Below are 26146 nucleotides of genomic sequence, written 5' to 3' on the forward strand. Positions count from 1 at the left end.
TTGCGGCAGGCGAAGGCGCTGTACGGTGTCGCAGGCGGCCCGGCGGTGCAGGTTCAGGGGAGCTGAAAAGATGAATCGAGAAGTGCTCCTGGTCTCGCATGGATTTCAGCCCCACTACGAGCTGTGCGTGGCCAACGGCCTGGCGGAGAACGGGTTGAGCGTGACCCTGCCGGGCTCGGACCGCACGCTGGTGGGTCAGCTCCGCGAGGGCGTGTCGTTCGTGAATCTGCGGGGGTCGCAGGACGAGGGGCGCCCCCGCTGGAGGAAGGCGCAGGGTCTGTTGCGCTATCACCTGCGCCTGTTGCTGCTGGCACTGCGCCACCCCCGGCAGCCGATGGTGATCATCGGCATGACGTCGCCTGAATGGCTGGTGGGCGTCGTGGAGGGGTTGCTGTTCAGGGCCACTGGGCGGAAGCTGGCGCTGGTGGTCCACAACATCCTCCCACACGATCGCCACACACCGCAGATGCGGCGGGTCTACCGGCTCATCTACCGCATCCCGAGCCGGCTGCTGGTGCACACGCAGGTCACGCGCGAGCGCTTGATGCTGGAGTTCGGCATCCGTCCGGACAAGATCCTCCTCGTGCCTCACGGGTTGAACGAGGCGGTCGCTCGGCGCACCGAGGATGTCGCCTGCGCAAAGCGGCGGTTGGGGCTCGACGCCGATCGGCCCGCGGCGTTGTTCTTCGGTCACGTGTCGCCGTTCAAGGGCATCGACCTGCTGTTGGACGCGCTCGACCACATGCCTCACGTGCAGTTGATCGTGGCCGGCAGGTGTCACACGGACGAGTTCGGGCAGCGGATGCGCCGGCGGCTGTCGCAGCTGTCGGCCGCAGGCCGCATCCGTTGGTTCGACGGCTACGTGGACGACGACACGACGGCCGACGTGTACTCGGCCGCCGAGCTGGTGGTGCTGCCGTACCGTCATATCGACCAAAGCGGGGTGCTGATGCAAGCGCTGGCGCTCGGCGTGCCCGTGGCGGCGACCCGAACGGGCGGATTCCTGGAAGTGGTCGACCCCGGCAACGGCGTGTTCATCGAGGAGCTGAGTCCCGCCGGGATCGCGCGCACCGTCTGCGCGTACTTCGAGCGTGGGGACCGGCCGACGGCTGCTCAGGTCCGTGCGACCGTCGGGCATTTGCGCTGGCGATACACCATGGCGCCCCTCGTCGAGTGGCTGAGAGGACGCGACCCCACGCAAGAGACGGAGCAAGCCTCGGAGGTGGGCGCGAGATGGCAGGGAGATGCGCAATGAGCGTGAACGCTGAAGCCATGCCCAGCGGTGCTCGCGAGGCAGAAGAGCCGCCTCTCGTGTCGCTGATCATCTGCACGAAGAATCGGGGCCAGCAGTTGAGGGCCTGCCTGGACAGGGTGGCGCGACTGAAGGTGCCTTTCCGGTGGGAGCTGATCCTTGTCGACAACGGCTCGACGGACGACACGGCGCAGGTGATGCGGGAGTTTCTTTCGAGGTTCCCTGGGGAGGGGCGTTACCTCCATGAATCGCGACCGGGCAACGGAGCGGGCCGCAATGCCGCGATCCGGGTGAGTCGAGGGGAGATCCTGGCGTTCACGGACGACGACTGTTACGTCGAGGAGGATTTCCTGGTCGAGATCGCGGAGGTGTTCTCGGACCCGCGCGTGGGCTACCTGACCGGACGCATCATGCTGTTCGATCCCACCGACTATCGGATCACGGTGAACGAATCGCCGCAGCCTCGGCGCATCAGCGCCGGCCGTGTGGTGCCGCACGGCTTGGTGCAGGGTGCCAACATGGCCTTTCGACGCTCGGCGCTCGAGCAGGCGGGCCTGTTCGACGAGGACTTCGGCGCGGGGGCGCGGTTTGCCGGCGAGGACTGGGAATTGGCGCTGCGCGTGAGCTTCGCAGGATGGGACGGAGGCTACTTCCCCGGGCCCACTGTGTGGCACCACCACGGTCGCAAGGAGCCCGAGGCCAGGAAGCTCAATCGCTTCTACACCATCGGGGAGGGGGCGGTGTATGCGAAGGGGGTCATCTCCCATCGCAGAAGGCTCAGGATGCTGGGCTACTGGCTCAAGCGACTGGGCGGAGATCTGCTCAAACGAAGATCGATGCACCGTGTACGACTCGTCACCTGGGGAGCATTGCAGTACGTTCTCCTGCGCATTCGCCATTGTCAGCGCACCGAAACCGCAAGATGAAGCTGTACTACTACCGTTGCTCCCAGCCCAACTTCGGCGACGAGCTGAACGCCTGGATGTGGCCGCGGCTGTTGCCGGACATGTTCGACGACCGGGAAGACGAGATCTTCCTCGGGATCGGATCGATTCTGTTCCCGAGCTTTCCGGCTCGGTCCCGCAAGATCGTCTTCGGGGCCGGTTACGGGGGCTACACGGCTGCGCCCAAGCTCGATGCCAACTGGACGGTCTACTTCGTTCGCGGCCACCATACGGCCCGCGCGCTGGGACTGCCCGAAGCCAAGGCAGTCGGCGATGCGGCGATCCTCTTGCGATCCTGTCTTGGGCCGGCGGCTGCGAACAAGCGATACCAGGCCTCATTCATCCCGCACTGGGAAAGCGCCAGGGACGGGTCATGGGACGCGGTCTGCCAGGTGGCGGGCATTCACTACATCGATCCGAGGAGACCGGTCGACGACGTGCTCGAGCAGATCCGCGCGAGCGAGGTCGTGGTCGCGGAGGCGATGCATGGTGCCATCGTCTCCGACGCGCTGCGCGTGCCGTGGGTCCCGGCGCGCCCCGTGCAGGGCGACCACCGGATGAAATGGTTCGACTGGGCTTCTGCGCTGGAGATCGATCTGCGCCCGCACTTGCTTCCGGCCTCCAACCTGCTCGAGGCCGCCCTCGCGGCGGCCCGCGGCGACGCGATCCGAGTGCGTCGGGTCCGCCGCTACGGGCAAGGGCTGCGTCGTGTGCTCCCTGGGTACATGATCGAACGCGCGGCCGCGCGGCTGGCGCAGCTGGCCCGCGCCGAGCCCTGCTTGAGCAGCGAGCGGGCCATCTGCTCGGCGCACCAGAAGATGCTCGAGCACCTGGATGCCTTGCGCAGGGACCAGGCGCTGAGACGCGCGGCGTGAAGGGTCCTGCGTCCGTGCGTTGCGCTTGTCGCATCCCGGTGGCTGCGCCCCGGCGTGACGCGCCTTCGCGGCTTCGCCGCGCCCACGGTTCAGTTGTTCGTTTCTCGTGTCAGGGCTGACTCGCAAGACCGCGTCTGCGGTGCTGTGGACGCTCGGCTCCCAAGCCAGCGTCGCCGTCGTTTCGCTCGCGTCGTTCACGGTATTGAGCCGGCAGGTGGGGGTTGCTGCTTTCGGTGAGTACCTGCTCGCCCTCGTGGTGTTGAGCGCCATCCAGTGGTGTGCCAACGGCGCCTACCGGGAGCCGGTGATCCAGGCGCCCGAGATCGACGAACGCATCGCCAGCACGGTGTTCTGGTTCACGGTGGGTGTCGGGGTGGTGCTCGCCGCGGTGGCGGCCGCAGCCGCGCTCGTGCTCATCCACCTGGGCCATGAACTCGTGGGCCGCTGTGTGCTGTGGATGCTGCCGCGTGTATTCATCGAAACCACCAACTCGGTGCCGCAGGCGTTGGCCTACCGGGCGATGTCGTTTCGTCTGATGGCGGTGCAGGGGGCGGCGGGCACCGTGGCCGGCTCGGCGCTCGCGATCCTGCTCATCCTCCAGGGCCTGGGTGTCGAGGGCATGGCCGTCGCGCAGAACGTCGCTCCCCTCGTGACGCTGCTCGTCCTCATGGGACCTCGGCGAGGCTGGAGGCCGCGCCGGCATTTCGCGTGGGCGGACCTCGGGGTGCTGCGCAGGTACACGCCTCATGTGCTCATGTGGCAGTTCGTCGAGATGCTCAACACCCAGCTCGATCGGGTGCTCGTGGGCGCGCGTCTCAGCCCGGCCGCGCTGGGTCTGTACGGCTTCGCGCGGCGCCTCAACGAGGTCGTCATCGGCGTACTGGTGGGTGCTGCGAGCAACGTCGCGCTGCCGGTGTTCTCGTCGCTTCAGCGCGAACCGCAGCGGCTGCGTCCCGCTTTTCTGAAGGCCGTGCGGCTCGTGAGCTTCGGGGTCTTTCCGGTCATCGCGGCGCTTTTCGCGCTGGCCGACACGTTCGTGCCGTGGGTGTTCGGAGACAAGTGGGCGCCGGCCGTTTTCGTCTACCGCTGTTTCCTGCTGCTCGGTCTCATCCAGACCATCGGCATCCTGCAAGCCTCCGTCATCCGCGGACTGGGTCACGCAGCCCTGTGGTCGCGCTACCAGGTCCTGCAAAGCGCAGCCAATGCCGTCGTCTGCCTCATTGCTGTGCCCTGGGGCATCGAGGTCCTCGCGATCGCCGTGGTGGTGCGCACCTATGTGCTGTGGGGATATGCCGTACGGATGACATGCGAGGTGGTGGGGCTGCGCAAGCGCGCCTACCTTCGCAGCATTGCACCCGCGCTCGCCTGTTCAGTCGGGTCGGGGGTCCTGGGCGTGGGGGTTCTGCGCTTGGCTCCACTCTGGCCAGAGGTCGCGCGCCTCGGATTGGGATGCGGGGTCATCGGACTTGCTTATCTTCTGCTGTCCTGGTGTCTCCAGCGCGACACCCTGCGAGAGGGCGCAGAGCTTCTATGGCGCCGCGGAGTGAGCGCCGACCACTAAAGAAGAAGGTGGCACCGCCGCGGGCGGTGCCACCTGCTTTTCGGGCCGATCCGGCCAGCCCACCGCTCGGGGGGTTACGGCTTGAGCAACACGGGCTCCAGGCCGATCGTGATCTGACGGCTGGACGGGATCATGCTCTCGCTGCCCAGCAGGGTGCGGATCTTCGAGACGACCCAGGTGCTCGCAAGGTTGACGGTCGTCTTCCCGGTGCTGGACCACAGAACCACGAAGTTCTCGGTGCCTCGGTTCATGCGCACCACGTAGATCGTGTCATTGACGCGATATGAATCCACCACGCGGGCGCCCTTCATCCACGAGGCCACCTCCTTGTAGGCGAGGCCGGCCTGGGTCGGCGTCGTGTAGTCGCTCTCGACCAGCTTGGCCAGAGGCTCGGTCCGCTCCCAGAAGTAGTAGTTGAAGTTGCTCACGCCCTTGATCCACATGATCATCATCGCCCGAGCCGTGGTGGACCGGATCTCCTCTGCCGTGGGCACGTAGGTGGAGCAGTTGAAGACCAGCGAGTCGCAGCCGGGGGCACCCTCGGTGTTCCACAGCTCCTTGGCTTCCTGGCCGTAGTTGGCCATCATCTGCCGCACGTTCGAGACGGCCAGCGCGAGCCGCTCGGGCGAGGTGTTGAAGTACCAGTGGAATCCGATGATGTCCACGTACCGACCACCGCCTGCCGCCAGGAAGTTGTTCAGCCAAGGCATCCCCTGACTCGCGGTCAGACCCGGCGAGACCAGCTTGTTGTTCGGATCGACGGCCTTCAGCTCCTCTCGGGCGATGCGGGCCATCTCCACCATGTCGGCGATGCTGCCGCTGTACAGCTGCTGGAAGTCGGGCTCGTTCCAGAGTTCCCAGTAGCGGATGCGGCCGGCATAGCGACGTGCCAGGGTGCGGACGTAATCACGCCAGTACTCCATGTTCGCCGGTGCGCCGCTGGCACCCATGCCGCTTAGGCCCTCCACGCCCGGCGTCTTGGAGGCCCACTGCGGCGTTTGACCCAAGGTCATGAGGATCTCCACCGAGGGGTCGTTGCGCTTGACGTAGTCGACCAGCATGTCCAGCCGCTTTCCCGCGCCGCTCGTGAAGTTCCAGGCGTCGTTCGAGGGCTCGAGGTCGCGCCAGTAGGTCCCGGTGTTCCACAGGCGGAAGATGCCGTTGCCCAGCCCCGGCCACCGCTGGTGCGTGCCGAACTTGTTCACGTGCATACCGAACATGTGGGCCGGCACGGTGGCCGTGGTGGAGAAGGGCGCGAGGGGATTCGATTCGACTTCGGCCAGGGTCATGTCGTCGACCCACACGCGCGTACCAGGCTCCTGCGGCGCGATGCGCAGCGTGCCCCCGATGTCGGCGACGGCGGTGCCCGTGATCTCGACCTTCTGCCAGGAGGTGGTCACTGTGACCGTCTTCGACGCGAACGGGTCCCAGGGGTGCGCGTCGCGGCGCATGAAGACCTGCACCGGGGTCGTCTTGTCCGAGCGAAGGTACACCGTCGCGCGGTAGGTCTTGCCACGGGCGAAGGCATACGGGTAGGTCAGATGCGCGCCGCCGGTACCTGGATCGACGAAGTAGAACATCTGCGACGAGCTGCCCGACCGGACGTACTCGGGACGCGTCTCGCGCGCAGCGGACCAGCGTGCAGGCACGCTGCCCCAGTAGTTGACGCGCCAGCCCGGGGCGGTGCCGGAGTAAGTGCCTTCGAGGCCGGAGGACGCCACCTGGATGACTTGCGTGGCGCTGCCGCCCGAGGCGGGAAGCGTGATGCCGCCCGTCGGGGAGGATGTGCTCGTGCTGACGTCCTCGACCGTCACGTCGTCGACGTAGAGGTTGACTCCCAGTTCCTTCACCGCCAGACGCAGCGAGCCGCCGTTGGTCCACTTGTAGGTGCCCTGGATCTCGACCTTCTGCCAGGAAGTTCCCACGGTGACGGTCTTGCTCGCGAAGGTCTCCCAGGGGTAGGCGTCGCGCCGCATCTGCACCGTCACCGCGGTCGTGGCGCTCGCCTTGAGGTACAGCGTCGCGCGGTAGGTCTTGCCGTTGATGAAGCCGAACGGACGGATGAGATGGGCGTCGCCGTTGCTCGGACGGCTGATGACGGTGAATCGCTGCGAAGCCACGCCGCTGTGGACGTTGGTCGGCGAGGTCTCGCGGGCGGTCTTGTAGTACGGCCAGGGCGAACCCCAGGCGTTGACCTGCCAGCCGGGCGCGCGCTCGGCAAACGGGGCCTCGAAGTCGCTCGTGAAGGAAGAAGTGGTCGAAGACACGGTCATCGCCCGCGCCGTCTCTTCGGACATCTCACCGGTCGGCTCCGACGCCTCGGCAGGCACGTCGCCTGCTTCGTAGTAGGCCGCGATGGGGTGGTCTGGGGAGGAATCGCTCCCCGCCAGGTCTTCGGAGGAGCCTCCGCCCCCGCATGCGGCCAAGCTCGCGGCCGCAAGTAAAGCTACCCAACGATACGTGGATGTGTTCATTGTTGTCCCAACGAAATTTGAGTGCGCACGCCCACCCCGCGGAACACAGGTGCTCCGCCGAAAAGGCGACGAGGAAAAATGAACGCGGGCGCGTTGGGGCCAGGCGTCGGTGAGCGACGCGACGTGGAACGTGGTGAAGCCCTGTTTCCCGCTGGGCGTTGTCAGACTGGCGTCTGAGCGTTGGGCCGCCGGAGCGTACGTGTTCTAGCGGCAGGGCCCGTTCACGGTTGACCCCTCAAGATGAAACAGCGCTGCGTTCTGAGTAACTAACTGATAACGCCTCCCCCACCACCTGTGAAATAACCCACGCTCTCCTACGTGGGGCCCTGCTTATGTCCGGCCGACGCCGCCCGGACGCCTGCTATTCGATGAGCACCGGCTCGGCCGACAGTTCGATGCGCGCCGCTTCGTCAAGCTCGTCGACGCTTCCATCCAGTCGTGCGATGCGACGCGCGCGCCAGTCCTCCGGAATGTCCAGAGGGGGTCGGCCCTCCGTGCTCCAGGCGATGCGAAACGTGCGGCCGTCCCGCTCGAACGTGAAAACGTGCCTGCCCGAAGCGTCGCGTTCGGCGGCCTTCATGCGAGCTCCCAGCATCCAACCCGCACCGCGTGCGTAGGCAAGGCCAGCAGGCGTCGGTGTGCGGTAGTTGGCGGTGACCATCCGTTCTCCCGGGAATCTGCCCTCCCAGAAGTAGTAGCAGAAGGCGTCGACGCCACGGGACCACATGGTCAGCATCGCCCTCAGCACAAGGCCGCGCTGCTGTTCGAGCGTGAGGGACGCAGCGGCCGAGCCCGACGCCGACCCCGACCCTGGAGAGCGGGGCACGTTGAGGCCGCCCTCGGTGTTCCAAAGAGGCTTGTCGTCCTGTCCGTGTTGGCGCAGCAGCGTGTGCACGTTGTCGATGAACGCGCCGATCGATTCGGGCCGGTCACCGAAGTACCAGTGGAATCCGATCGCGTCCACGTAGCGCCCGCCCCCCGCGCTCAGGAAGCGGTGGAGCCAAGCCAGCCCCTGAGCGGTCGTCAGTCCCGGGGAAATCAATCGGTTCTCCGGGTCCGCGGCCTTCAGCTCTTGTCGTGCGATGCGGGCCATCTCCACCATCGTCTCTACCGGGCCGCTGTAGAAGATGGAGTAGTCCGGCTCGTTCCACAGCTCCCAGTACCGGATGCGGCCGGCATAGCGCCGCGCGAGGGTGCGCACGTAGTCGCGCCAGAGGTCGAGATCGCGTGGCGGTGCGTTGTGCCCGAGCCCGTAGGCGCTCTTGGCCGACGGATCGGACGAGGCCCATGCGGGCGTCTGCCCAAGGACGTACAGCAGCTCGGTGTCGCGGCTGTGCTTGCGAACGAAGTCGAGGTAAAGGTCGAGGCGGCGAAACCCGTCGGAGGAGAAGTCCCAGCCCGGCGAGGGCTGCAGATCCTTCCAGGTGGTGCCCGTGTCCGAAAGACGCAGAATGCCCGGCGAGAACGATGGCCACTGCGTATGCGAGCCGAGCCGGATCAGGTGCATGCCGAAGAAGGTCCTCGGGATGGGACCGCTGTTGCGCGGCGCCAAATCACCGGCATCGCCCGGGGCGATGCGTACTTCGTCGACCCACACATCCACCCCTGGCCGCGCGGGCGCGATGCGCAAGGATGTCGCCGGGTCCAGCACGCGACCCTCGACGTTCACTTGCTGCCAGTCCCGGCCGGCGCTGACCGTCTTGATGGCGAAGGGGTCGTAGGGGTGGGCGTCGCGTCGCAGCATCACATCCACGAGGATCGGCTCGCGCGCACGGATCTTCAGGGTCGCGCGGTAGGGCTCCCCTCGCTGGAACCTGGCGGGGAAGATGAGATGCGCTCCGCCTCGCCCTCCCTCGTCGACGAGTCGAAAGCGCACAGGGCCGCCGCGCTCGCCCGCATGCTCTTGCTGGATTTCGTATCGGGCAGGGGGGCGGCCCCATGCGTTCACCCTGGCCGGCGCAGAGAGGGTCTTGTCCGGGTCTGGACGCGCGAGCGCTCCGGCTTGCGGCCAGGCCAGAAGGGCGGCTGCGAACCACGCCGCCGCGACGCCGGCGCGCAGGACGCGCGACAGCGGGCGGCGGATCGACGAGGCCAGGCTCCCGGCGGGCCCGGTTCGAGACGAGGACGAGAACAGGGTCAACGTGGAGGCTCCTCCTGGTGATCGCAGCGCCCCGGAATGCCGCCCCGGCCGCGCCGTCGCCGATCATGTGCAAGCCGGGGCGAATGCTATTGGCCCCAGCCCACACGTCGAGCCCCGTGCCGGTGAGAGTTGAAACTGCCTGTACTCGCCCTCGACGGCCTCCGCCTCGGTGAACGTCGCCGAGCACCCGACCCCGCATGCGCGGGGGACGAGGGCGTTAGACGTGAAACGCTGTGTATGGGAAGCCTCCATCCCGCCAGCGTTGATGTTTCAATTGCTGCCCTGCGAAACGCCGCGCCTTCCATGAAGCCACTCTCCGCCACCGCGATGTCTTGCGCCTCCCTTGAAGAATCGACCAGGGAGCCGGCATGAACTCGCGGGTGCTGATCGTGGACCAGGCCGTGATCCGCCGCAGCCCGGCCGGCAGTTGTGTCCGCGCACAGGTCGAGGGGCTGCTGCAGCAACACCGGGTCACCCTGTTGTCGGCCTCGTGCGATCTGCCGCCGCATCCCGCGCTGGAGCGCCGCGCCGTGCCGATCGTGCCGCGACCCGTGCTGCTGCGCTATGTCTCGTTCCAGGTGACCGCTCGCCTGGCTTACCTTGCTCACCGTCTCGCGCACGGTCGCGCAGACCTGGTTCAAGCTACCCAGGGGCAACTGGTGGGAGCGGACATCGTCTATGCGCACTTCTGCCACCGGGCGTACCTGCGGGGGCCATGGGCCGCGTCGGGAGTGACCGGAGCGCGGCGTTGGGCCCGTTGGCTCAACCACCGCTTCAATGCGTGGTGCGAAGCGAGGGCATTGCGCCGGGCGGCCTGCGTGGTCGTGCCCTCACGCGGTCTGGCCCAGGAGATCCGCGCCGAGTATCCCCACTGCGCGGCGAAGACGTGCGTCATCGCGAATCCGGTGGACGTGGAGCACTACCGCCGGCCGCCCGATTTCGACCGGCAGGGTGCGAGGTCTGGGCTCGGCGTGCCGGGCGAAGCCGTTCTTCTCTCGTTCGCAGCACTCGGGGACTTTCATCGCAAAGGCCTGGGTCTCCTGATCGACGCCCTGGCCGCACTGCCCCGCCCTGAGGCCGAAAGGACGTACCTGGTCGTCGTCGGCGGCCAGGAGCGCGAGATCGAGGCTTTCCGCCAACATGCCAAGAGGGCGGGGGTCGAGCGCCTGTTGCGTTTCGTCGGCTTTCAAGACGATGTGCGGCCCTACCTGTGGGCCTCGGACGTGTTCGTCTTTCCTTCGTCTTACGAAACCTTCTCGCTGGTGGCGCACCAAGCCGCGGCAGCCGGCCTTCCCGTGATGGCGACGAGAGGCTTGCACGGGATCGAGGAGCTGATCGAGGACAGTGGGGCAGGGTGGGGCGTGGAACGCAGCGCCGAGGCGGTGTGCCGCGGCTTGCAGGAGGTTCTGCGGATGCGGCCGCAGGAACTGGCGACCATGGGAGAGCGCGCACGCAAGGCGGTGCAGCGCTGCCATCCCGAGGCCTTCAAGACAGCGTGGCGCGAACTGTACGGGAGGATGCTTGCGATGCGGCGGACCAAGCCGATCGGGGGGACGGCATGACACGGGGACCGGAAGTGACCATCGTGCAGCGCCGATTGACCGGGTACCGGGTGCAGTTCTTCGAGCGCCTGCGCGCCTTGCTGGCGGCCGAGGGGGTGCGGTTGCGCCTGCTGCACGGCGATCCGACGCCTCTGGAGGCCACCAAGCGCGACGGCGGCCACTTGCCGTGGGCCGAGCACGTGCGCACCCGCTACCTCGCCGGCGACCGCTTGTGCTGGCAGAGCTTCGGCGCGCAGACCCGATCCTCCGACCTGGTGGTCGTGACGCAGGAGAACAAGCTCCTCTACAACTTCGTCGCGATGACGGTGGCGCGTCCGCCGCGGCTCGCCTTCTGGGGGCACGGGGCCAACCTGCAGGCGGAAAACCGCGACAGCTGGAAAGAGCGCGTCAAGCGTTGGACGACGTGCAAGGTGGACTGGTGGTTCGCATACACGGAGCTCAGCGCCGGCCTCGTGCGGCAGCAGGGTTTCCCGCCGGAGCGCATCACGGTCCTCGACAACGCCATCGACACGAACCAGCTGGCCGGCTGGTGTGCAAGCATCGATGAGCAGCGCAAGGCCGAGTTGTGCGCCAAGTGGGGCTTGCGGGGCCGCCACGTGGGCCTCTTCCTCGGCTCTCTGTACGCCGACAAACGCGTCGACTTCCTGCTGGACGCCGCAGAGGAGATCCGGCGCCGCGTGCCCGATTTCGAGTTGCTCATCGTCGGAGCAGGGCCGCTGCAAGGGAGGGTGGACGCCTTCTGCGCGAACCGTCCCTGGGCGCGCTCATTGGGCCACCGCCAGGGGATCGAGAAGGCCGAGGCGCTCGCGGTCGCTCACGTGATGCTGAACCCCGGCCTGGTGGGGTTGGGCATTCTCGATGCCTTCGTGAGCCGGGTGCCGCTGCTGACGGTCGATTGCGGCAAACACGGCCCAGAGATCGCCTACCTGGAGCACGGCCGCAACGGGTGGATGGTGCCGGACGGCATGATGCCCTTCGTGGAGGCCGCGTGCCTGCTGCTGACGCAACAGGAGCTGCGCGCCCAACTGCAGTCGGGCTGCGCCATCGCCGCCGGGCGCTACACCGTGGAGGGCATGGCGCGGCGTTTTGCCGACGGGATCGGCCAGTGTCTCGGAGCGCCTCCCTTGGGCGAGAGGGGCTTGGCATGGAGGACATGACCCCGCCCTCCTCGAACCCGCGCCCGCGCGTCCTGATCGCCCACAACAGCTACCAGCAACGCGGCGGCGAGGACGCGGTGGTGGAGGCCGAGGCCGAGCTGCTGCGCAGTCGGGGCCATGCGGTACGACTGCTCGTCGCCCACAACGACGCCATCGTCGGGATGCCGCGATCCAGGCTCGCGGCCCGAACTTTGTGGTCGAGCCAGACCGTGCGCGACTTCCGCCAGGCGCTGGTGGAGTTCCGGCCGGACATCTTGCACGTCCACAACACCTTTCCGCTCATCTCGCCGTCGATCTACTGGGCGGCAGCGCGTGCCGGTGTTCCCGTCGTGCAGACGCTGCACAACTTCCGGCTGCTGTGCCCGCAGGCCATGCTGCTGCGCGAAGGCCGCATCTGCGAGGACTGCGTGGGCCGCCTGCCGTGGCGAGGGGTGGTGCGCCGATGCTACCGGGGCTCCGCCGCCCAGAGCGGCGTGTTGGCAGGCATGATCTCACTGCACCGCGCGCTGGGCACCTGGGGCAGCAAGGTCGACCGCTATATCGCGCTGAACGAGTTCTGCCGACGCAAGTTCATCGAGGGCGGACTGCCCGCGCAGCGCATCGTCGTCAAACCGAACTTCGTCGACTTCCCGGCGCCCGAGGACGGTGCGCGCGAGGGGGTGCTCTTCGTCGGCCGCCTGGCCGAGGAGAAGGGCCTGTCGACGCTGTGCGCGGCCGCGCGCCTGGCGCCCGACGTGGCGGTCCGGGTGGCGGGCACCGGGCCGCAGGCCGGGCTCTTGCAAGGGATCCCGTCGGTGACGTCCCTCGGTGCCTTGTCTGCGGCCGAGGTGCGCGAGGCGATGTGCGGGGCGCAGGCGCTGGTGATGCCCAGCCTGTGGTACGAGAACTTCCCGCGCACCTTGGTCGAAGCGTTTGCCTGCGCGTTGCCCGTCATCGCGAGCCGGATCGGCGCGCTGGCCGAGCTCGTGGAGGATGGGGTGACCGGTCTGCTGTTCGAGCCCGGCAATGCTGCCGATCTCGCGGCGAAGATGAAGTGGGCGGCGGCCCACCCGGACGCCCTGATGCGCATGGGCCAAGAGGCGCGGCGGCGTTACCTGCGCGAGTTTTCACCGGAGGTGAACTACCGCCGATTGACCGAGATCTACGCGCAGGTGCTGGCCGCGACGCCGGTGGTGGGCCTGCCCGACAGGAAGGTGGCATGAGTTCGACGACCGAGACGAGGATCACGCGACCGGTGATCGGCGTGCCGATCGACGCGGTGACCTGGCGGCAGGCCCTGGACCGTCTGCACCGCTGGGCCCGCGGCCGGGAGTCGCGCTACGTGTGCATCTGCAACGTCCATTCGGTGGTGACGGCGCGTCAGGACGAGGACTTCGGACGCGTCGTGCGGGAGGCCGACATGGCCACACCGGACGGCGCGCCGGTGGCGTGGATGCTGCGGCGCCTGGGTGTCGCGGGCCAGGAGCGGATCAACGGACCGGATCTCATGTGGAAGTACTGTGCCGAGGCTTCCGCAAGAGGCACCTCCATCTACCTCTACGGGTCCACCGACCGGACGCTGGAACTCCTCCAGGCCCGCCTGCGGCAAGCGCATCCGGGCTTGCAGATCGCCGGGGCCTGGTCGCCTCCGTTCCGTCCGCTCAGCCCCGAGGAGGACGAGGACGTGGTGCGCCGCATCAACGAGTCGGGTGCGGGCATCGTCTTCGTCAGCCTGGGCTGCCCCAAGCAGGAGCAATGGATGGCCCGACACCGGGGCCGGATACGCGCGGTGATGGTCGGCGTCGGGGCGGCCTTCGACTACCACGCGGGGGTCATCCGCCGGGCGCCGGCCTGGGCCCAACGCCTGGGCCTGGAGTGGCTGTACCGCTTGTGCAGCGAGCCGCGGCGCCTGTGGAAGCGTTATGCTGTGACGAACACGGTGTTCGTGTTGCGCGCGGCGACTCAGTTGCTGCGTCACTGATTCACCACGGACCGTTCTGGTCTTCGGTCTGGAGACGGCCATCCGCATGCCGCTCCGGTACTTGCATCGATAACTCAGAGGGAACCTCATGAAAGTGACTGTCGTCGGCACGGGTTACGTCGGGCTGGTGACCGGCGCCTGTCTGTCCGAGATGGGCAACCACGTCGTATGCCTGGACCTGGACGCCGACAAGATCCGCACCTTGCGCGCCGGCGGCCTCCCGATCTACGAGCCGGGGCTCCAGGAGATCGTGCAGCGCAATGTGGCCGCGGGCCGCCTCGAGTTCACGACCGACGTCGAGCACGCGGTCGCGCACGGCACGATCCAATTCATCGCCGTCGGCACGCCACCGGACGAGGACGGGTCGGCGGACCTCCAGTACGTCCTTGCCGCCGCCCGCAACATCGGCAAGACGATGACGGACTTCAAAGTCGTCGTGGACAAGAGCACGGTGCCCGTCGGCACGGCCGACAAAGTCAAAGCGGCCGTGCAGGAGGAATTGGACCGGCGCGGCGTCAAGCTGGACTTCGCAGTCGTCTCGAACCCGGAGTTCCTCAAGGAGGGCGCGGCCGTCGCCGACTTCATGCGTCCCGACCGCGTCGTGGTCGGCGCGGAGGACGAACGGGCGATCCTGCTGATGCGGGCGCTCTACGCCCCCTTCATCCGCAACCACGACCGGATGATGGTGATGGATATCCGCAGCGCCGAGTTCACCAAGTATGCGGCGAACGCGATGCTGGCCACCCGGATCAGCTTCATGAACGAGCTGGCGCTCGTGGCCGAGAAGCTCGGGGCCGACATCGAACTGGTCCGTCAGGGCATCGGCAGCGACCCGCGCATCGGCTATCACTTCCTTTATGCCGGCTGCGGTTATGGGGGGTCGTGCTTCCCGAAGGACGTCAAAGCCCTGATCCGCACGGCCGAGGAGGTGGGGCAGCCACTGCGCCTGCTCGAGGCGGTCGAGGCCGTCAACGATCGGCAGAAGCAGGTCCTGGTGGGCAAGATCGTCGACTGCTATGGGGAGAACCTGAGCGGCAAGACGTTCGCGGTGTGGGGGCTGGCGTTCAAACCGAACACCGACGACATGCGCGAGGCGCCGAGCCGAGTGGTGATCGCCGAGCTTGCACGGCGCGGCGCGAAGATCCAGGCCTACGATCCGGTGGCGGTCGACGCGGCGAAGCGGGTGCTGGGTCATGTCCAGGGCCTGAGCTTCGCGGAGTCCGGCCGAGCGGCGCTCGAGGGCGCCGACGCGCTCGTCATCGTGACGGAGTGGAAGGAATTCCGCACGCCGGACTTCGAGGCGATGCGCGATTCGCTGCGCGACAAGCGCATCTTCGACGGACGCAACCTCTACGAGCCCAAGCTGATGAAGACGCTGGGCTTCGACTACCGGGGCATCGGGCGGGGCTGACGCTCAAGAGCGAGGGGCGGTCGGCCCCTGCGGCATCTTCCTGAAGGGCGTTCGCACGAGGCGACGGCTCACCCGCTGCCTCGCTGCGCCGAGACGGACGCCTCGGGCCTGGGGCGGCCGAATCTCGTGTACAGCGTGTTCATCATGCCGTCCGTCTCGTTCAGCTCGCGCCGCGCGCACATCGAGCACAGGCCGAGCGCGAAGATCAGGTAGCCGTAGATGAGCACGTTGTCCGTGAGCATCAGGATGTTGAAGTACAGCCAGAACATCCGGGCCGCCAGCGACTTGAACGCATAGGCCAAGCCGAAGAACCCGATGAAGACGAGCAGGCCATACTCGAGCGTGATCTTCATCAGGTCGCTGTGCAGCAGGTACTTGTGGCCGATGCCGGCCTTGTACATCAGCACTTCGTAGACGTGTCCCGCGCCTTTGCCGAGGACGGCGAGCTCGGGCAAGCCTTCGACGATCTCGCGCGAGGGCCAGTGCCACAAGAAGCTGCGCCCCATGCTGAAGTGGTTGCTGCTGGTGCCCGTCAGGTCCGTGATGAGGCGGTCGAAGGTGCCGAAGCCGTACATGACTTCCAGGCTGAGCAGCAGCAGGTTCAACGGGACCATGAACCAGGGCCGCAGGAGCTTGTCGGTGAGCGGTCGGGGCAGCAGGCACACCAGCCCGCACAGGACGGCCGCGATCACGCCGATGCGCTTGAGCGTGAGCACCGAAGCCGCCAGGGCGAGGAGGTAGAGACCCCACCGGCGCTTCAAGGCGGCCCACACGCCCAGCATCCCGAAGACCAATCCGAACTGCGATTCGAATGTCGACTCCGACATGAGCGGGTCGAACTTGAGGCCCTTGGAAAAGAAGCCGCCGGACCCGGACGCCTGCTGCACGGCGATCGAGACGAGCGTGCCGGCGAGGAAGCCGAAGAAGACCTGCCACCACGTCAGCCGGGGTTGGTAGCCGAGGCAGAAGGGCAGGATGCCGATGAGGATGAGGTAGATGTCCTGCCAGCCCCAACCGGTGGCCAAGGGGGCGAAGGCGATGCTGGCCACCAGCAGCAGCAGGAAGGGTCGGTACAGGTCCGGCATGTGGAGCCGGCCGGTCGCGAAGGCGGCCGACAGCCCGATGACCGGAATGAAGTACGTCAGATAGCGGATCGCCGATCCGAAGGCCACTCCCGCCCAGATCGTCAAGAAGCAGAACAAGGCGAAGACCGCGTCCACGCGCAACATGTGGACTGTCCGCTCCGGGGCCGGGGGAAGAAAAGGCGGGGGCCGTCTCATCGATCATCTCCAGCGCGAAGGGGCGGCACGACTCAGTGGACGCGAGGTGGGTCCCAGGTCGTGGATTCGAGGCGCCCGTAGCTGTCCTCGAACCGCACGATGTCGTCCTCGCCGAGGTAGGGGCCGGACTGCACCTCGATGATCTCCAGCGGGATGTGGCCCGGGTTGGCCAGGCGGTGCACTTCGCCCAGGGGGATGTAGGTGCTCTGGTTCTCGCTCAGCAGGATCTTGCGGTCTCCGCACGTGACCTCGGCGGTGCCGGAGACCACGATCCAGTGCTCGGCCCGGTGGTAGTGCTTCTGCAGCGACAGGCTCGCCTTGGGCTTGACCATGATGCGCTTGACCTGGAAGCGCGGGCCGCAGTCGATGCTGTCGTACCAGCCCCAAGGCCGGTGGACCTGGCGGTGCAGGATGCACTCGCTGCGGGCGCGCTGCTCCAGTTGGCCGACGATGCGCTTGACGTCCTGGCTGCGGTTGCGGTCGGCCACGAGCACGGCATCCGGGGTCTCGACGATCACCACGTTGTCCAGACCCACCGCGCTCACGAGGCGGCTCGTCGCGTGCACCAGCGTGTTGCGGCTGCCCTCGATCACGGCGTCGCCGTGGGCGACGTTGCCGTTCTCGTCCTTCGGGCTCACCTGCCACACCGCCTCCCAGGCGCCCAGATCGGACCAACCGGCATCGAGCGGCACCATGCGCAGCGAGAAGCCGGCGCGCGGGTCAGCGGGGCACTTCTCCATCACGGCGTAGTCGATCGATTCGGACGGCACGCGGGCGAAGGCCTCCTTGTCGGGCCGCAGGAAGCCGTTGTCGGCCCGGCGCGGGGCCCACGCCGCCTCGGTCGCCTCCAGGATGTCGGGGCGGAAGTGGCGCAACGCGCGCAGCCATACCGAGGCGCGCAGCACGAACATGCCGCCGTTCCAGTAGTAGCCGCCTTCGGCGCAGTAGCGTTCGGCGGTCGGCAAGTCCGGCTTTTCGACGAACGCCTCCACGGCTCGCAAGGCGCCGTCTCCGGCCGCGCGGATGTAGCCGAATCCGGTGTCCGGCCGGTCCGGGCGCACCCCCAGGATCACGATGTGCCCGTCCATCGCGCCTTGCACCGCCTGCCGCAGCGCTTGCGTGAACGCGCCCACGTCCGTGACGGTCTGATCCGCAGGGGTGACCACGAGGACCGGGTCCTCCGCGTCCTTCAACTCGTCGCGTGCGAACAGTGCTGCCAGGGTGAGGGCGGGGGCGGTGTTTCGCCCAAGCGGCTCGAGCAGCACCGCCGAAGGCTGCGCGCGCATCTCGCGCAGCTGGTCGAGCGTGAGGAAGCGGTGCTCCTCGTTGCCGACGATGCACGGGCCGACGAGTTCGTGCTCGGCGCCGGCCAAAGTCATCAACCGCTCCACCGCCTGCTGAAACAACGTGCGGCTGCCGTGAATGGCGAGGAACTGTTTGGGATAGAGCGCCCGGCTCAACGGCCACAGCCGGGTGCCGGAGCCCCCGGCCATCACGACGGGTAGAAGGACTTGTTTCATTATTCGACTCCCTGTTCAAAGAGACGCCCGCCCTATGCAGGGGGCGACGTGGCCGGGGCGTAGCCCTGCGGGTTCATGCGCTGCCAGCGCCACGAGTCGGCGCACATGGTGTCGAGATCGCGTGTGGCCTGCCAGCCGAGCAGTTCGCGCGCCCGGGTCGGGTCGGCGTAGCAGGCATCCACATCGCCCGGACGGCGGGCGACGATGTCGTAGGGCACCGGCCGGCCGCTGGCGCGCTCGTAGGCCTTCACCACCTCCAGCACGCTGTAGCCGCGCCCGGTGCCCAGGTTGACCGTGACCGATCGTTGCTTGTCGAAGAGGTAGCGCAACGCCGCCACGTGGCCCTCGGCCAGGTCCATCACGTGGATGTAGTCGCGCACCCCGGTGCCGTCGGGCGTGTCGTAGTCGTCGCCGAACACCTGCAGGCGCGGGCGGACGCCGACCGCCACCTGGGCCACGTAAGGCATGAGGTTGTTGGGGATGCCGCGCGGGTCTTCGCCGATGCGCCCGCTCGGATGCGCCCCCACCGGATTGAAGTAGCGCAGGCACGCGACCTGCCAGGCCGCATCGGCACGTTGCAAGTCCTCGAGGATCTGCTCGCACATGAGCTTGGTCGCCCCGTAGGGATTGGTCGCTGCTCGCGCGGCGTCCTCCACCAGGGGCAACCGCTCCGGCCGCCCGTACACCGTGGCCGACGAACTGAACACGAGCCGCTTCACGCCGTGCGTGCGCATCGTCTCGGCCAACGTCAGCAGGCTGCCGAGGTTGTTGCGGTAGTACTCGAGCGGCTTGGCCACCGATTCGCCCACCGCCTTGTAGGCCGCGAAGTGCACCGCGGCGTCGATGCGGTGCAAGCGGAACACCTCCTCCAGGGCCGCCCGGTCCCCGACGTCGAGTCGGTGGAAGACGGGCTTGCGCCCCGACAGCTCCTCCAGGCGCTCCAGCACCACCGGGGAGCTGTTCGAGAAGTCGTCCACGCCGACCACCTCGAAGCCGGCCTCTTGCAGCACGAGCCAGGTGTGCGACGCGATGTAGCCGGTCGCCCCCGTCAGCAGAATCGTCTTTTTCGTTGTCATGTGTGTCGTGTCGGTCACTGAAGCGTCAGCTGGGCCAGGCAGGTCGCCGTGCGGGCTTCGTAGGGGAAGCTGACCTGGGAGCCGTCGTCGCTCACGCGGCGCTTCTCCCAGCCGAGGTTGCAACCCACCAGCCACGCGCGGGTGATCGCGTAGTCCACCCCGAAGCCGAGCGCCGTGGTGCGGTCGGTCCCGCTGGCGGACGCCAGCACCGGCCGCCCGGCTTCGTCGCGCACCACTGCGTCCTTGATGTTGCGGTGGGTGTATCGGGCGTTGCCCTTCACGCGCAGCTTGCCCGTCGCATCCCAGGTGGCTGCGACCTTGAGGGTCGTCAACAGGCGCGTGTCCTCGAAGGGCGTGAGGGTGAGGTTGGCGGGGTCGTCGAGCGTGTCCGGCAACCAGGCGAGCTGACTCTGATCGTTGGTCTCGCGGATGAGCTCGACGCGCAGCCCGAGCTTGCCGGTGGGGCGGTAGGCCCATGTCAGGGCGCCCGTCACGCCGTCGAAGTCGCGCTGCTGGGCGAGCGAGTGATCGGTCGAGGTCAGGCTCAAGCGCGCGCTCAAGGTGCTCAGGCCGGTGGGCACCCACACCGCGGTGAAGTCCAGGTCGCGGCGGCGGATCTTGTCCTTGACGGGTTCGCCTCCGGCCGTGGTGCGGTACTCGGGGGTGCGACCTTCCGTGGCGCGCCCCGCCACACCGAGGCTCAAGAGGTCGCTCGGCTGGTAACGCACCCCGAGGCTCACGGTGTCCGAGGTCTGCTCGCGGCTGCGAAAGGCCTCGGAGCTGTAGTTCTGGTCCCGGTGGCTCCAGCCGCCTTCCAGCACCCATCGGGCGTCGCCGCCCAGACGGGCCTTGAGGCCGAAGTCCTCCAGCGTCTGGAGGTTGCGTTCGCGCACGACGGTGGTGCCGGTGTAGCTGCCGAAACTCACCAGGCTGCGCGAGTTCGTGTACCACACGCTGCCCGACAAGCGGTTCACCGTCGACAGATCGCCCCGCAGGTTGACGTCGTACTCGGTGTTGTCGAGCTGCGAGTACTCGTCGAATTTGTTGCGACGGACCCCGGCGTAGGCGAGCAGACGCTGCCGCCCGATCGGCTGATCGACCCCGACGCGCAACCCGGTCGAAGAGATGCGGTCGCTGCGCTCGGCGCCTTCGCGGTCGCGGAAGAGGTTGGAGTCGTGGGTGAAGGCCTGCGTGGCGCTCAGGAAGTAAGGGCGCAGCTGGGCGGCGGCCGGTGCGGCCATCACCATGCACGCCAGCGCGGCGGCCACGGGCAGTGCGGCAGGGCGAAAGGCAAGGGTGCGGTGCGGCATGAAGTCTCCTCAGTCAGATCGTCGTCGTGGGTTGTCAGTAGGCGTGGCGGTCGAACAGCACCAGGCGTACCGTGCGCGCGATGATCAGCAAGTCCAGGCCCAGCGACCAGTTGCGCAGGTACTCCAGGTCGTACTCCACCCGCGCCTCCATTTTCTCCAGCGTGTCGGTCTCCCCGCGCAGGCCGTTGACCTGCGCCCACCCCGTGATGCCGGGCTTGACCTTGTGGCGCACCATGTAGGCCTTGATGATCTTGCGGTACTGCTCGTTGTGAGCCACCGCGTGGGGCCGGGGGCCGACGATGCTCATGCGCCCTTGCAGCACGTTGATGAACTGGGGCAATTCGTCGAGCGAGGTCCGGCGCAGGAAGGCGCCGAACTTCGTGACGCGCGGGTCGTTCTTGGTGGCTTGTTTCACGTCCGGGCCGTTCTCCATGGTGCGCATGGACCGGAACTTGTAAACCGTGATTTCCTCGCCGTCCAGTCCGTTGCGCTTTTGCTTGAAGATGACCGGCCCGGGCGAACTGAGCTTCACGCCGATGGCGATGACGAGCAGCAGCGGGGAGATCAGCACCAGGATGATGGAGGCCAGCACGATGTCGCTGAGCCGCTTGACGAGGGCGTTGGTGCCGGTGAAAGGGGTCTCGAGGATGCCGACCACCGGCACCCCGTTCACGTCTTGCAGCCGGCCCTGGATGATGCTGATGCCGAAGACGTCCGGCACGAAGAAGAGCGACGCGGTCGTGCCCTGCAGCGACTCGAGCAGCGCCTTGATGCGCGGCTGCGAGGTCAGAGGCAGGGTGATGTAGACCTCCTTCACGCCGTGGCGCATGACGTACTCCGACACGTCCTCCAGCCGGCCGAGCAGCTTGTCCGCAGCGTCCGAGTGCACCCGCGCGTCGGCGCGGTCGTCGAAGAAGCCGAGGAAGTCCGAGCCGAAGCCCTCGTGGCCGACGAGGGCCCGCGCCACTTTGACGCCGAGCGGTCCGGCGCCGACGACGATCGCCGAGCGCCTGGCCTCGGGCCGGCTGGCGGCGACCATGATGATCTTGCGACCGATGGCCACCGCCACCCACTGCGCCAACGGCGTCAGCACGGCCCACCACAGCAGCACGTCCGGGTCGAACTGGTCCAGGCTGCGGGTGGCGTAACCGCACAAGGCCAGGATGGCGAGCAGGCTGACCCAGGAGATCGCGATGTCGACCAGGGCGGTCAGCCGGGCGTCCTTGAAGCGGTTGCGGCCCGGAAAGGACAGGGCGAAGACCAGCAGGCACAGCGTCATCGCCGCGCCGTCCAAGGGCCTGTCGTAGTAGCGCAGCAGCGCCAGGAAACACGCCACCGTGATGGTGGGCTCGAGGAAGGCCGCCACGAACGACGTGACCGATTGCGGCGCGTTGTAGAAAGTTCTCGTGTACGTTCGGTCTTCAAACATGGAACTTGCCTGTCCATTTGCCTGCCCACGGCGGCCGGGGTCGCCCCCGTCCGCCGATCTCGACGGCGCCACGCTGCGTGCACGCCGGCATCGGGCACCCCCCGGAGCGGGCGCGCCACGTGCTGCCGAGGCGGGCAAGCGTGAAGCCGCCGGCTCCCTGAGGCGGCGGCCGCCGCCGCGGGGTCACGGCCCCCAACTGCAAAAGCCCCGGGGAGCGGGGCTTTTTCCGTGACGCTGCGGCAAGCGGTCTGAAGTTCATTGTGGCAGTCAGGGTCCGCATTGTGTTCACGCAGACGCGGGATCGACAGCCGCCTGTCCCTACAATCGTTGGATGCTGCAACACCTCACCGAGCTCGTCTGGCCCGCTGCGCTGCAGCGGCTCGTGCTGGCGCTGAACCACGTTCTTGCCTCTGAAACAGAGGCCGTCGCGCGATTGCGTCCGCACGTCGGGCGCATCATCCGTCTGTCCGTCGGGGGGCTGCCGGCCTTGTTGCAATGGCCTGGGATTCTTGCGTTTCGTATCACGCCGGCGGGGCTCCTGGAGCTCGCCGAGCCGGCCGATGCCGAGCAGGCCGACCTCGCCATGCGGGTGGATGCCGGGCAGCCGGCCGTGCTCATGCAGGCGCTGCTCGACGGCCGCCGCCCCCCGGTCGCCATCGACGGCGACGCCCATCTGGCAGCGGATGTCGCGTGGCTGATGGACCATGTGCGCTGGGACTACGCCGACGACCTCGACCGGGTCTTCGGCCCCCTGGTGGGTGGCCAGTTGGCGCGGCTCTTCGCCGCGGCGGCGGCCGCGGCGCGACAGGTGCTGCGCACGCTGGCGCAGTTCGCTCCCGGCGGCGGTGAGCCGCCCGTCCCGACGACGACGGCCCGGGGCGCATGAGAAGGCTGCTGCGCCTCATCTTCATCGCGGTGACCGTCCTGCGCTACGGCGTGGACGAGCTCGCGCTCTCCAGCCTGCGGCAACCCTGGCTGCGGGTGCTGTCGCGCATCATCACCATCGGCCGGCGCCTGGACGCGCCCCGCGGTGTGCGGCTGCGTCTCGCGCTCGAACGGCTGGGGCCGATCTTCGTCAAGTTCGGGCAGGTGCTGTCCACCCGCCGCGACCTGCTGCCGCCCGACGTCGCCGACGAGCTGGCCCGGTTGCAGGATCGCGTGCCGCCGTTCCCGCCGCAGGCCTCGGTGCGCATCATCGAGCGGGCCTTCGGGCGCCCCATCGACGCGCTCTTCGAGAGCTTCGAGCGCGAGCCCGTCGCCAGCGCCTCCATCGCGCAGGTGCACTTCGCCACGCTCAAGGGCGGACGCGAGGTGGCGGTCAAGGTCCTGCGGCCGGGGATGCTCAAGGTCATCGACGAGGACCTGGCGCTCCTGCGCACCCTGGCCGGCTGGGTCGAGCGGCTGTGGGCGGACGGCAAGCGGCTCAAGCCGCGCGAGGTCGTCGCCGAGTTCGACAAGTACCTGCACGACGAGCTGGACCTGGTGCGAGAGGCGGCCAACGCGGCGCAGCTGCGCCGCAACATGGAAGGGCTGGGCCTGGTCATCGTGCCCGAGATGGTCTGGGACCTGTGCTCGGAGCAGGTCATCGTGATGGAGCGGATGAAGGGCGTGCCGATCAGCCAGGTGGACCGGCTGCGCGAGGCGGGCGTGGACATCAAGAAGCTGGCGCGCGACGGCGTCACCATCTTCTTCACGCAGGTCTTCCGCGACGGCTTCTTCCACGCCGACATGCACCCCGGCAACATCCAGGTCAGCATCGACCCCCAGACCTTCGGCCGCTACATCGCGCTGGACTTCGGCATCATCGGCACGCTGACCGAGTACGACAAGGACTACCTCGCGCAGAACTTCATCGCCTTCTTCCGGCGCGACTACAAGCGGGTGGCCGAGCTGCACCTGGAGTCGGGCTGGGTGCCTCCCGGCACACGGGTGGACGAGTTGGAAGGCGCGATCCGGGCCTGCTGCGAGCCGCATTTCGACCGGCCGCTGCGCGACATCTCGCTCGGCCAGGTGCTGATGCGGCTGTTCCAGACGTCTCGCCGGTTCAACGTCGAGATCCAGCCCCAGCTCGTGCTGCTGCAAAAGACACTGCTCAACGTGGAAGGCCTCGGCCGCCAGCTCGACCCCGACCTGGACCTCTGGAGCACGGCCAAACCCTTCCTGGAGCGCTGGATGAACGAACAGGTGGGTTGGCGCGGCTTCCGGGACCGGCTGGTGCGCGAGGCCCCACGCTACGCCCGCTGGCTGCCGGAGATGCCCCGTCTGGCGCACCAGGCGCTCACCGAGCTGCCCGCCATCCGCCTGCGGCTGGAGGAGTTGGCCGAGGAGCGCAGGCGGTCCAACCGCCTGATGGCCTGGGTGGGCGCCGCCGCTGGCGGCCTGGCGCTGCTGTCACTGGCCCAACTCGTCTTGCAACTGCTGCGGTAGCCCGCCGCCCGGGCGCCCCGCCCGCGGCGAAAGTGCACGTTCCGGCGTGGCGATTTGACCCAGCCGGCAGTCACATTCCGAGACATCCGGGATACACTCGCCGCCCAGCGAGCGGCGGCGCGGCCGTGGCTCCGTGAGGGGTTGGGCGCCGCTCTAGAGCGGACGGCCGGGGCGGCGTCCTTCCGAGAAGTTGCGGTTTTCCCTGGGGACACCCATGAACTCCACGCTCATCGCGTTCATCGCGCTGTACCTGTTGGCCTCGATCGGCATCGGCCTGTACGCCGCCACCCGCGTGAAGAGCGCCACCGACTACGCGGTGGCCGGTCGCAGCCTGCCGCTGTACATCATCGTGGCGACCACCTTCGCCACCTGGTTCGGCTCCGAGACGGTGCTGGGCGTGAGCGCCAAGTTCGTCCAGGGCGGCCTGAACGCCGTCATCGAGGACCCGATCGGCTCGTCGTTCTGCCTGATCTTCGTGGGGCTGTTCTTCGCCTACAAGCTCTACCGGATGACGCTGCTGACGATCGGCGACTTCTATCGCAAGCGCTACGGCACGGCGGTCGAGGTGCTGTGCTCGCTGATGATCCTGCTGAGCTACCTGGGCTGGGTGGCTGCGCAGATCACCGCGCTCGGTCTGGTGTTCAACCTGCTGTCCAGCGGCGCGATCCCGGTGACGACGGGCATGATCATCGGCACGGCGATCGTGCTGTTCTACACCTTGTTCGGCGGCATGTGGTCGGTGGCGCTGACCGACTTCTTCCAGATGATCATCATCGTCGTCGGGCTGGTGGCGATCGCCGTGATGGCCGGGCAGATGGCCGGAGGCGCGACCGCGGTGGTCGATCTCGCCCGCAGCCAGGACTTCTTCCGCTTCTTCCCCGAGCCGACGCTGCACGACTGGCTGTTCTTCATCGCCGCGGCGATCACGCTGATGCTCGGCTCCATCCCCCAGCAGGATGTCTTCCAGCGGGTGATGTCGTCCAAGGATGCGCGCACCGCCCAGGTCGGGCCGGTGCTCGGCGGCACCTTCTACCTGCTGTTCGCCTTCGTGCCGATGTTCATCGTCACCAGCGCCTTGCTCATCATGCCCGAGGAGACTCGCGCGCTGCTGGCCGACGACCCGCAGAAGGTGCTGCCGACGCTGATCATGAACCACATGCCGCTGGTGGCGCAGGTGTTCTTCTTCGGCGCGCTGCTGTCGGCCATCATGTCCACCGCCTCGGCCACGCTGCTGGCGCCTTCGACCACCTTCGTCGAGAACATCTACAAGCACCTGCGCCCGGGCATGGACGACAAGACCTTCCTGCGCACGATGCGCATCACCGTGGTGTGCTTCACCGGCTTCGTGCTGACGTATGCCCTGGTGATGGAGGGCACGCCGATCTACGAGATGGTGTCCTCCGCCTACCAGGTCACGCTGGTCGGCGCCTTCGTGCCGCTGGCTTTCGGGCTGTACTGGAAGCGGGCCACGACGCAGGGCGCGGTGCTGTCCATCGTGGCCGGCGTGGCGGTGTGGGTGCTGCTGTTGGCGGTGCCGGCCTGGGGCGAGGCCTTCCCGGCGCAGCTCGCCGGCCTGCTCGCCTCGGGTGTCGGGATGATCGTCGGCTCCTTGATGCCGCAGTTCATGGTCGACCGCGCCGAGATGAAGCCGCACCTGGCGTAAGCCGCCAGGCTGGCACAGGGGGCGGCCGGCCGGCGCACGCGGGCGGTCGCCGGCGCCGCTTGGGGGCGCGCTCCTTATAATGAGAGGTTTTGCGTCCAACCCCTT

The 26146-nt window shown here is 67.8% G+C and carries 19 protein-coding genes; 12 read left to right on the plus strand and 7 right to left on the minus strand.

All coding sequences use genetic code 11. The annotated features are described in order from the left end of the window. Window positions 1–70 precede the first annotated feature (70 nt). From OMP39_RS03465 to OMP39_RS03480, 4 genes are all read left to right on the plus strand, one after another. Window positions 71–1255: a glycosyltransferase gene (locus OMP39_RS03465; protein WP_264893413.1), complete on the plus strand. Its 1185-nt coding sequence runs from the start codon at window positions 71–73 to the stop codon at window positions 1253–1255. Beyond that, entirely contained in the window at window positions 1252–2178 is a 927-nt protein-coding gene (locus tag OMP39_RS03470; RefSeq protein WP_264893414.1) for a glycosyltransferase family 2 protein, read from the plus strand. The genes OMP39_RS03465 and OMP39_RS03470 overlap by 4 nt, the downstream gene beginning before the upstream one ends. Continuing rightward, window positions 2175–3071 (plus strand): polysaccharide pyruvyl transferase family protein, encoded by an 897-nt coding sequence (locus tag OMP39_RS03475; protein WP_264893415.1) that lies wholly within the window; start codon window positions 2175–2177, stop codon window positions 3069–3071. Before OMP39_RS03470 ends, OMP39_RS03475 begins: the two co-directional genes overlap by 4 nt. A gap of 106 nt (window positions 3072–3177) precedes the next feature. Next, window positions 3178–4632: an oligosaccharide flippase family protein gene (locus OMP39_RS03480; RefSeq protein ID WP_264893416.1), complete on the plus strand. Its 1455-nt coding sequence runs from the start codon at window positions 3178–3180 to the stop codon at window positions 4630–4632. Between the two features lie 74 nt (window positions 4633–4706). Here the strand turns inward: OMP39_RS03480 and OMP39_RS03485 are convergent, their stop codons facing one another. Beyond that, window positions 4707–6929, minus strand: a complete 2223-nt coding sequence (locus tag OMP39_RS03485; protein ID WP_264893417.1) for a carbohydrate binding domain-containing protein — start codon at window positions 6927–6929, stop codon at window positions 4707–4709. A gap of 538 nt (window positions 6930–7467) precedes the next feature. Next, the gene (locus OMP39_RS03490; protein ID WP_264893418.1) at window positions 7468–8982 is read right to left on the minus strand and encodes a glycosyl hydrolase; all 1515 of its coding nucleotides are present in this window, start codon (window positions 8980–8982) and stop codon (window positions 7468–7470) included. A 632-nt stretch (window positions 8983–9614) separates the two neighbouring features. Here OMP39_RS03490 and OMP39_RS03495 point away from each other — a divergent pair. The 5 genes from OMP39_RS03495 to OMP39_RS03515 all read left to right on the plus strand — a co-directional run bounded on the left by OMP39_RS03495 (window position 9615) and on the right by OMP39_RS03515 (window position 15336). Further along, window positions 9615–10808: a glycosyltransferase family 4 protein gene (locus tag OMP39_RS03495; protein WP_264893419.1), complete on the plus strand. Its 1194-nt coding sequence runs from the start codon at window positions 9615–9617 to the stop codon at window positions 10806–10808. Beyond that, on the plus strand, window positions 10805–11965 hold the full coding sequence (locus OMP39_RS03500) for a glycosyltransferase family 4 protein (RefSeq protein WP_264893420.1): 1161 nt from the start codon (window positions 10805–10807) through the stop codon (window positions 11963–11965). The genes OMP39_RS03495 and OMP39_RS03500 overlap by 4 nt, the downstream gene beginning before the upstream one ends. Continuing rightward, complete coding sequence (locus OMP39_RS03505; protein ID WP_264893421.1) at window positions 11962–13167, plus strand: glycosyltransferase; 1206 nt, start codon at window positions 11962–11964, stop codon at window positions 13165–13167. Before OMP39_RS03500 ends, OMP39_RS03505 begins: the two co-directional genes overlap by 4 nt. Beyond that, on the plus strand, window positions 13164–13925 hold the full coding sequence (locus OMP39_RS03510) for a WecB/TagA/CpsF family glycosyltransferase (protein WP_264893422.1): 762 nt from the start codon (window positions 13164–13166) through the stop codon (window positions 13923–13925). Before OMP39_RS03505 ends, OMP39_RS03510 begins: the two co-directional genes overlap by 4 nt. A gap of 88 nt (window positions 13926–14013) precedes the next feature. Continuing rightward, window positions 14014–15336 carry a UDP-glucose dehydrogenase family protein gene (locus OMP39_RS03515; RefSeq protein ID WP_264893423.1) on the plus strand — a complete coding sequence of 441 codons (1323 nt, stop codon included), beginning with the start codon at window positions 14014–14016 and terminating at the stop codon, window positions 15334–15336. Between the two features lie 68 nt (window positions 15337–15404). Here the strand turns inward: OMP39_RS03515 and OMP39_RS03520 are convergent, their stop codons facing one another. The 5 genes from OMP39_RS03520 to OMP39_RS03540 all read right to left on the minus strand — a co-directional run bounded on the left by OMP39_RS03520 (window position 15405) and on the right by OMP39_RS03540 (window position 21951). Then, the gene (locus OMP39_RS03520; RefSeq protein ID WP_264893424.1) at window positions 15405–16565 is read right to left on the minus strand and encodes a hypothetical protein; all 1161 of its coding nucleotides are present in this window, start codon (window positions 16563–16565) and stop codon (window positions 15405–15407) included. Between the two features lie 83 nt (window positions 16566–16648). Continuing rightward, window positions 16649–18136: a mannose-1-phosphate guanylyltransferase/mannose-6-phosphate isomerase gene (locus OMP39_RS03525; protein WP_264893425.1), complete on the minus strand. Its 1488-nt coding sequence runs from the start codon at window positions 18134–18136 to the stop codon at window positions 16649–16651. Window positions 18137–18168: 32 nt separating this feature from the next. Further along, window positions 18169–19212: a UDP-glucose 4-epimerase GalE gene (gene galE / locus OMP39_RS03530; RefSeq protein WP_264893426.1), complete on the minus strand. Its 1044-nt coding sequence runs from the start codon at window positions 19210–19212 to the stop codon at window positions 18169–18171. 14 nt (window positions 19213–19226) lie between these two features. Further along, window positions 19227–20522: a porin family protein gene (locus tag OMP39_RS03535; protein ID WP_264893427.1), complete on the minus strand. Its 1296-nt coding sequence runs from the start codon at window positions 20520–20522 to the stop codon at window positions 19227–19229. Between the two features lie 34 nt (window positions 20523–20556). After that, entirely contained in the window at window positions 20557–21951 is a 1395-nt protein-coding gene (locus OMP39_RS03540; RefSeq protein ID WP_264893428.1) for an undecaprenyl-phosphate glucose phosphotransferase, read from the minus strand. Window positions 21952–22282: 331 nt separating this feature from the next. On the opposite strand from OMP39_RS03540, the gene OMP39_RS03545 reads away from it, so the two are divergent. From OMP39_RS03545 to OMP39_RS03555, 3 genes are all read left to right on the plus strand, one after another. Further along, window positions 22283–22837, plus strand: a complete 555-nt coding sequence (locus OMP39_RS03545; RefSeq protein WP_264893429.1) for a hypothetical protein — start codon at window positions 22283–22285, stop codon at window positions 22835–22837. Continuing rightward, window positions 22834–24378 (plus strand): ubiquinone biosynthesis regulatory protein kinase UbiB, encoded by a 1545-nt coding sequence (gene ubiB / locus OMP39_RS03550; protein WP_264893430.1) that lies wholly within the window; start codon window positions 22834–22836, stop codon window positions 24376–24378. Before OMP39_RS03545 ends, ubiB begins: the two co-directional genes overlap by 4 nt. A gap of 214 nt (window positions 24379–24592) precedes the next feature. Beyond that, window positions 24593–26041 carry a high affinity choline transporter 1 gene (locus OMP39_RS03555; protein ID WP_264893431.1) on the plus strand — a complete coding sequence of 483 codons (1449 nt, stop codon included), beginning with the start codon at window positions 24593–24595 and terminating at the stop codon, window positions 26039–26041. Window positions 26042–26146 lie beyond the last annotated feature (105 nt).

This window comes from Schlegelella aquatica (genome assembly GCF_026013905.1).
Lineage (GTDB): Bacteria > Pseudomonadota > Gammaproteobacteria > Burkholderiales > Burkholderiaceae_C > Caldimonas > Caldimonas aquatica.

Excerpts from the sequence above, each read along its gene's own strand:
- OMP39_RS03465 (WP_264893413.1), top strand. The coding sequence starts at position 71 with ATGAATCGAGAAGTGCTCCTGGTCTCGCATGGATTTCAGCCCCACTAC.
- OMP39_RS03470 (WP_264893414.1), top strand. The coding sequence starts at position 1,252 with ATGAGCGTGAACGCTGAAGCCATGCCCAGCGGTGCTCGCGAGGCAGAA.
- OMP39_RS03475 (WP_264893415.1), top strand. The coding sequence starts at position 2,175 with ATGAAGCTGTACTACTACCGTTGCTCCCAGCCCAACTTCGGCGACGAG.
- OMP39_RS03485 (WP_264893417.1), bottom strand. The coding sequence starts at position 6,929 with ATGTCCGAAGAGACGGCGCGGGCGATGACCGTGTCTTCGACCACTTCT.
- OMP39_RS03495 (WP_264893419.1), top strand. The coding sequence starts at position 9,615 with ATGAACTCGCGGGTGCTGATCGTGGACCAGGCCGTGATCCGCCGCAGC.
- OMP39_RS03500 (WP_264893420.1), top strand. The coding sequence starts at position 10,805 with ATGACACGGGGACCGGAAGTGACCATCGTGCAGCGCCGATTGACCGGG.
- OMP39_RS03505 (WP_264893421.1), top strand. The coding sequence starts at position 11,962 with ATGACCCCGCCCTCCTCGAACCCGCGCCCGCGCGTCCTGATCGCCCAC.
- OMP39_RS03510 (WP_264893422.1), top strand. The coding sequence starts at position 13,164 with ATGAGTTCGACGACCGAGACGAGGATCACGCGACCGGTGATCGGCGTG.
- OMP39_RS03515 (WP_264893423.1), top strand. The coding sequence starts at position 14,014 with ATGAAAGTGACTGTCGTCGGCACGGGTTACGTCGGGCTGGTGACCGGC.
- OMP39_RS03520 (WP_264893424.1), bottom strand. The coding sequence starts at position 16,565 with ATGTTGCGCGTGGACGCGGTCTTCGCCTTGTTCTGCTTCTTGACGATC.
- OMP39_RS03525 (WP_264893425.1), bottom strand. The coding sequence starts at position 18,136 with ATGAAACAAGTCCTTCTACCCGTCGTGATGGCCGGGGGCTCCGGCACC.
- galE (WP_264893426.1), bottom strand. The coding sequence starts at position 19,212 with ATGACAACGAAAAAGACGATTCTGCTGACGGGGGCGACCGGCTACATC.
- OMP39_RS03535 (WP_264893427.1), bottom strand. The coding sequence starts at position 20,522 with ATGCCGCACCGCACCCTTGCCTTTCGCCCTGCCGCACTGCCCGTGGCC.
- OMP39_RS03540 (WP_264893428.1), bottom strand. The coding sequence starts at position 21,951 with ATGTTTGAAGACCGAACGTACACGAGAACTTTCTACAACGCGCCGCAA.
- OMP39_RS03545 (WP_264893429.1), top strand. The coding sequence starts at position 22,283 with ATGCTGCAACACCTCACCGAGCTCGTCTGGCCCGCTGCGCTGCAGCGG.
- ubiB (WP_264893430.1), top strand. The coding sequence starts at position 22,834 with ATGAGAAGGCTGCTGCGCCTCATCTTCATCGCGGTGACCGTCCTGCGC.
- OMP39_RS03555 (WP_264893431.1), top strand. The coding sequence starts at position 24,593 with ATGAACTCCACGCTCATCGCGTTCATCGCGCTGTACCTGTTGGCCTCG.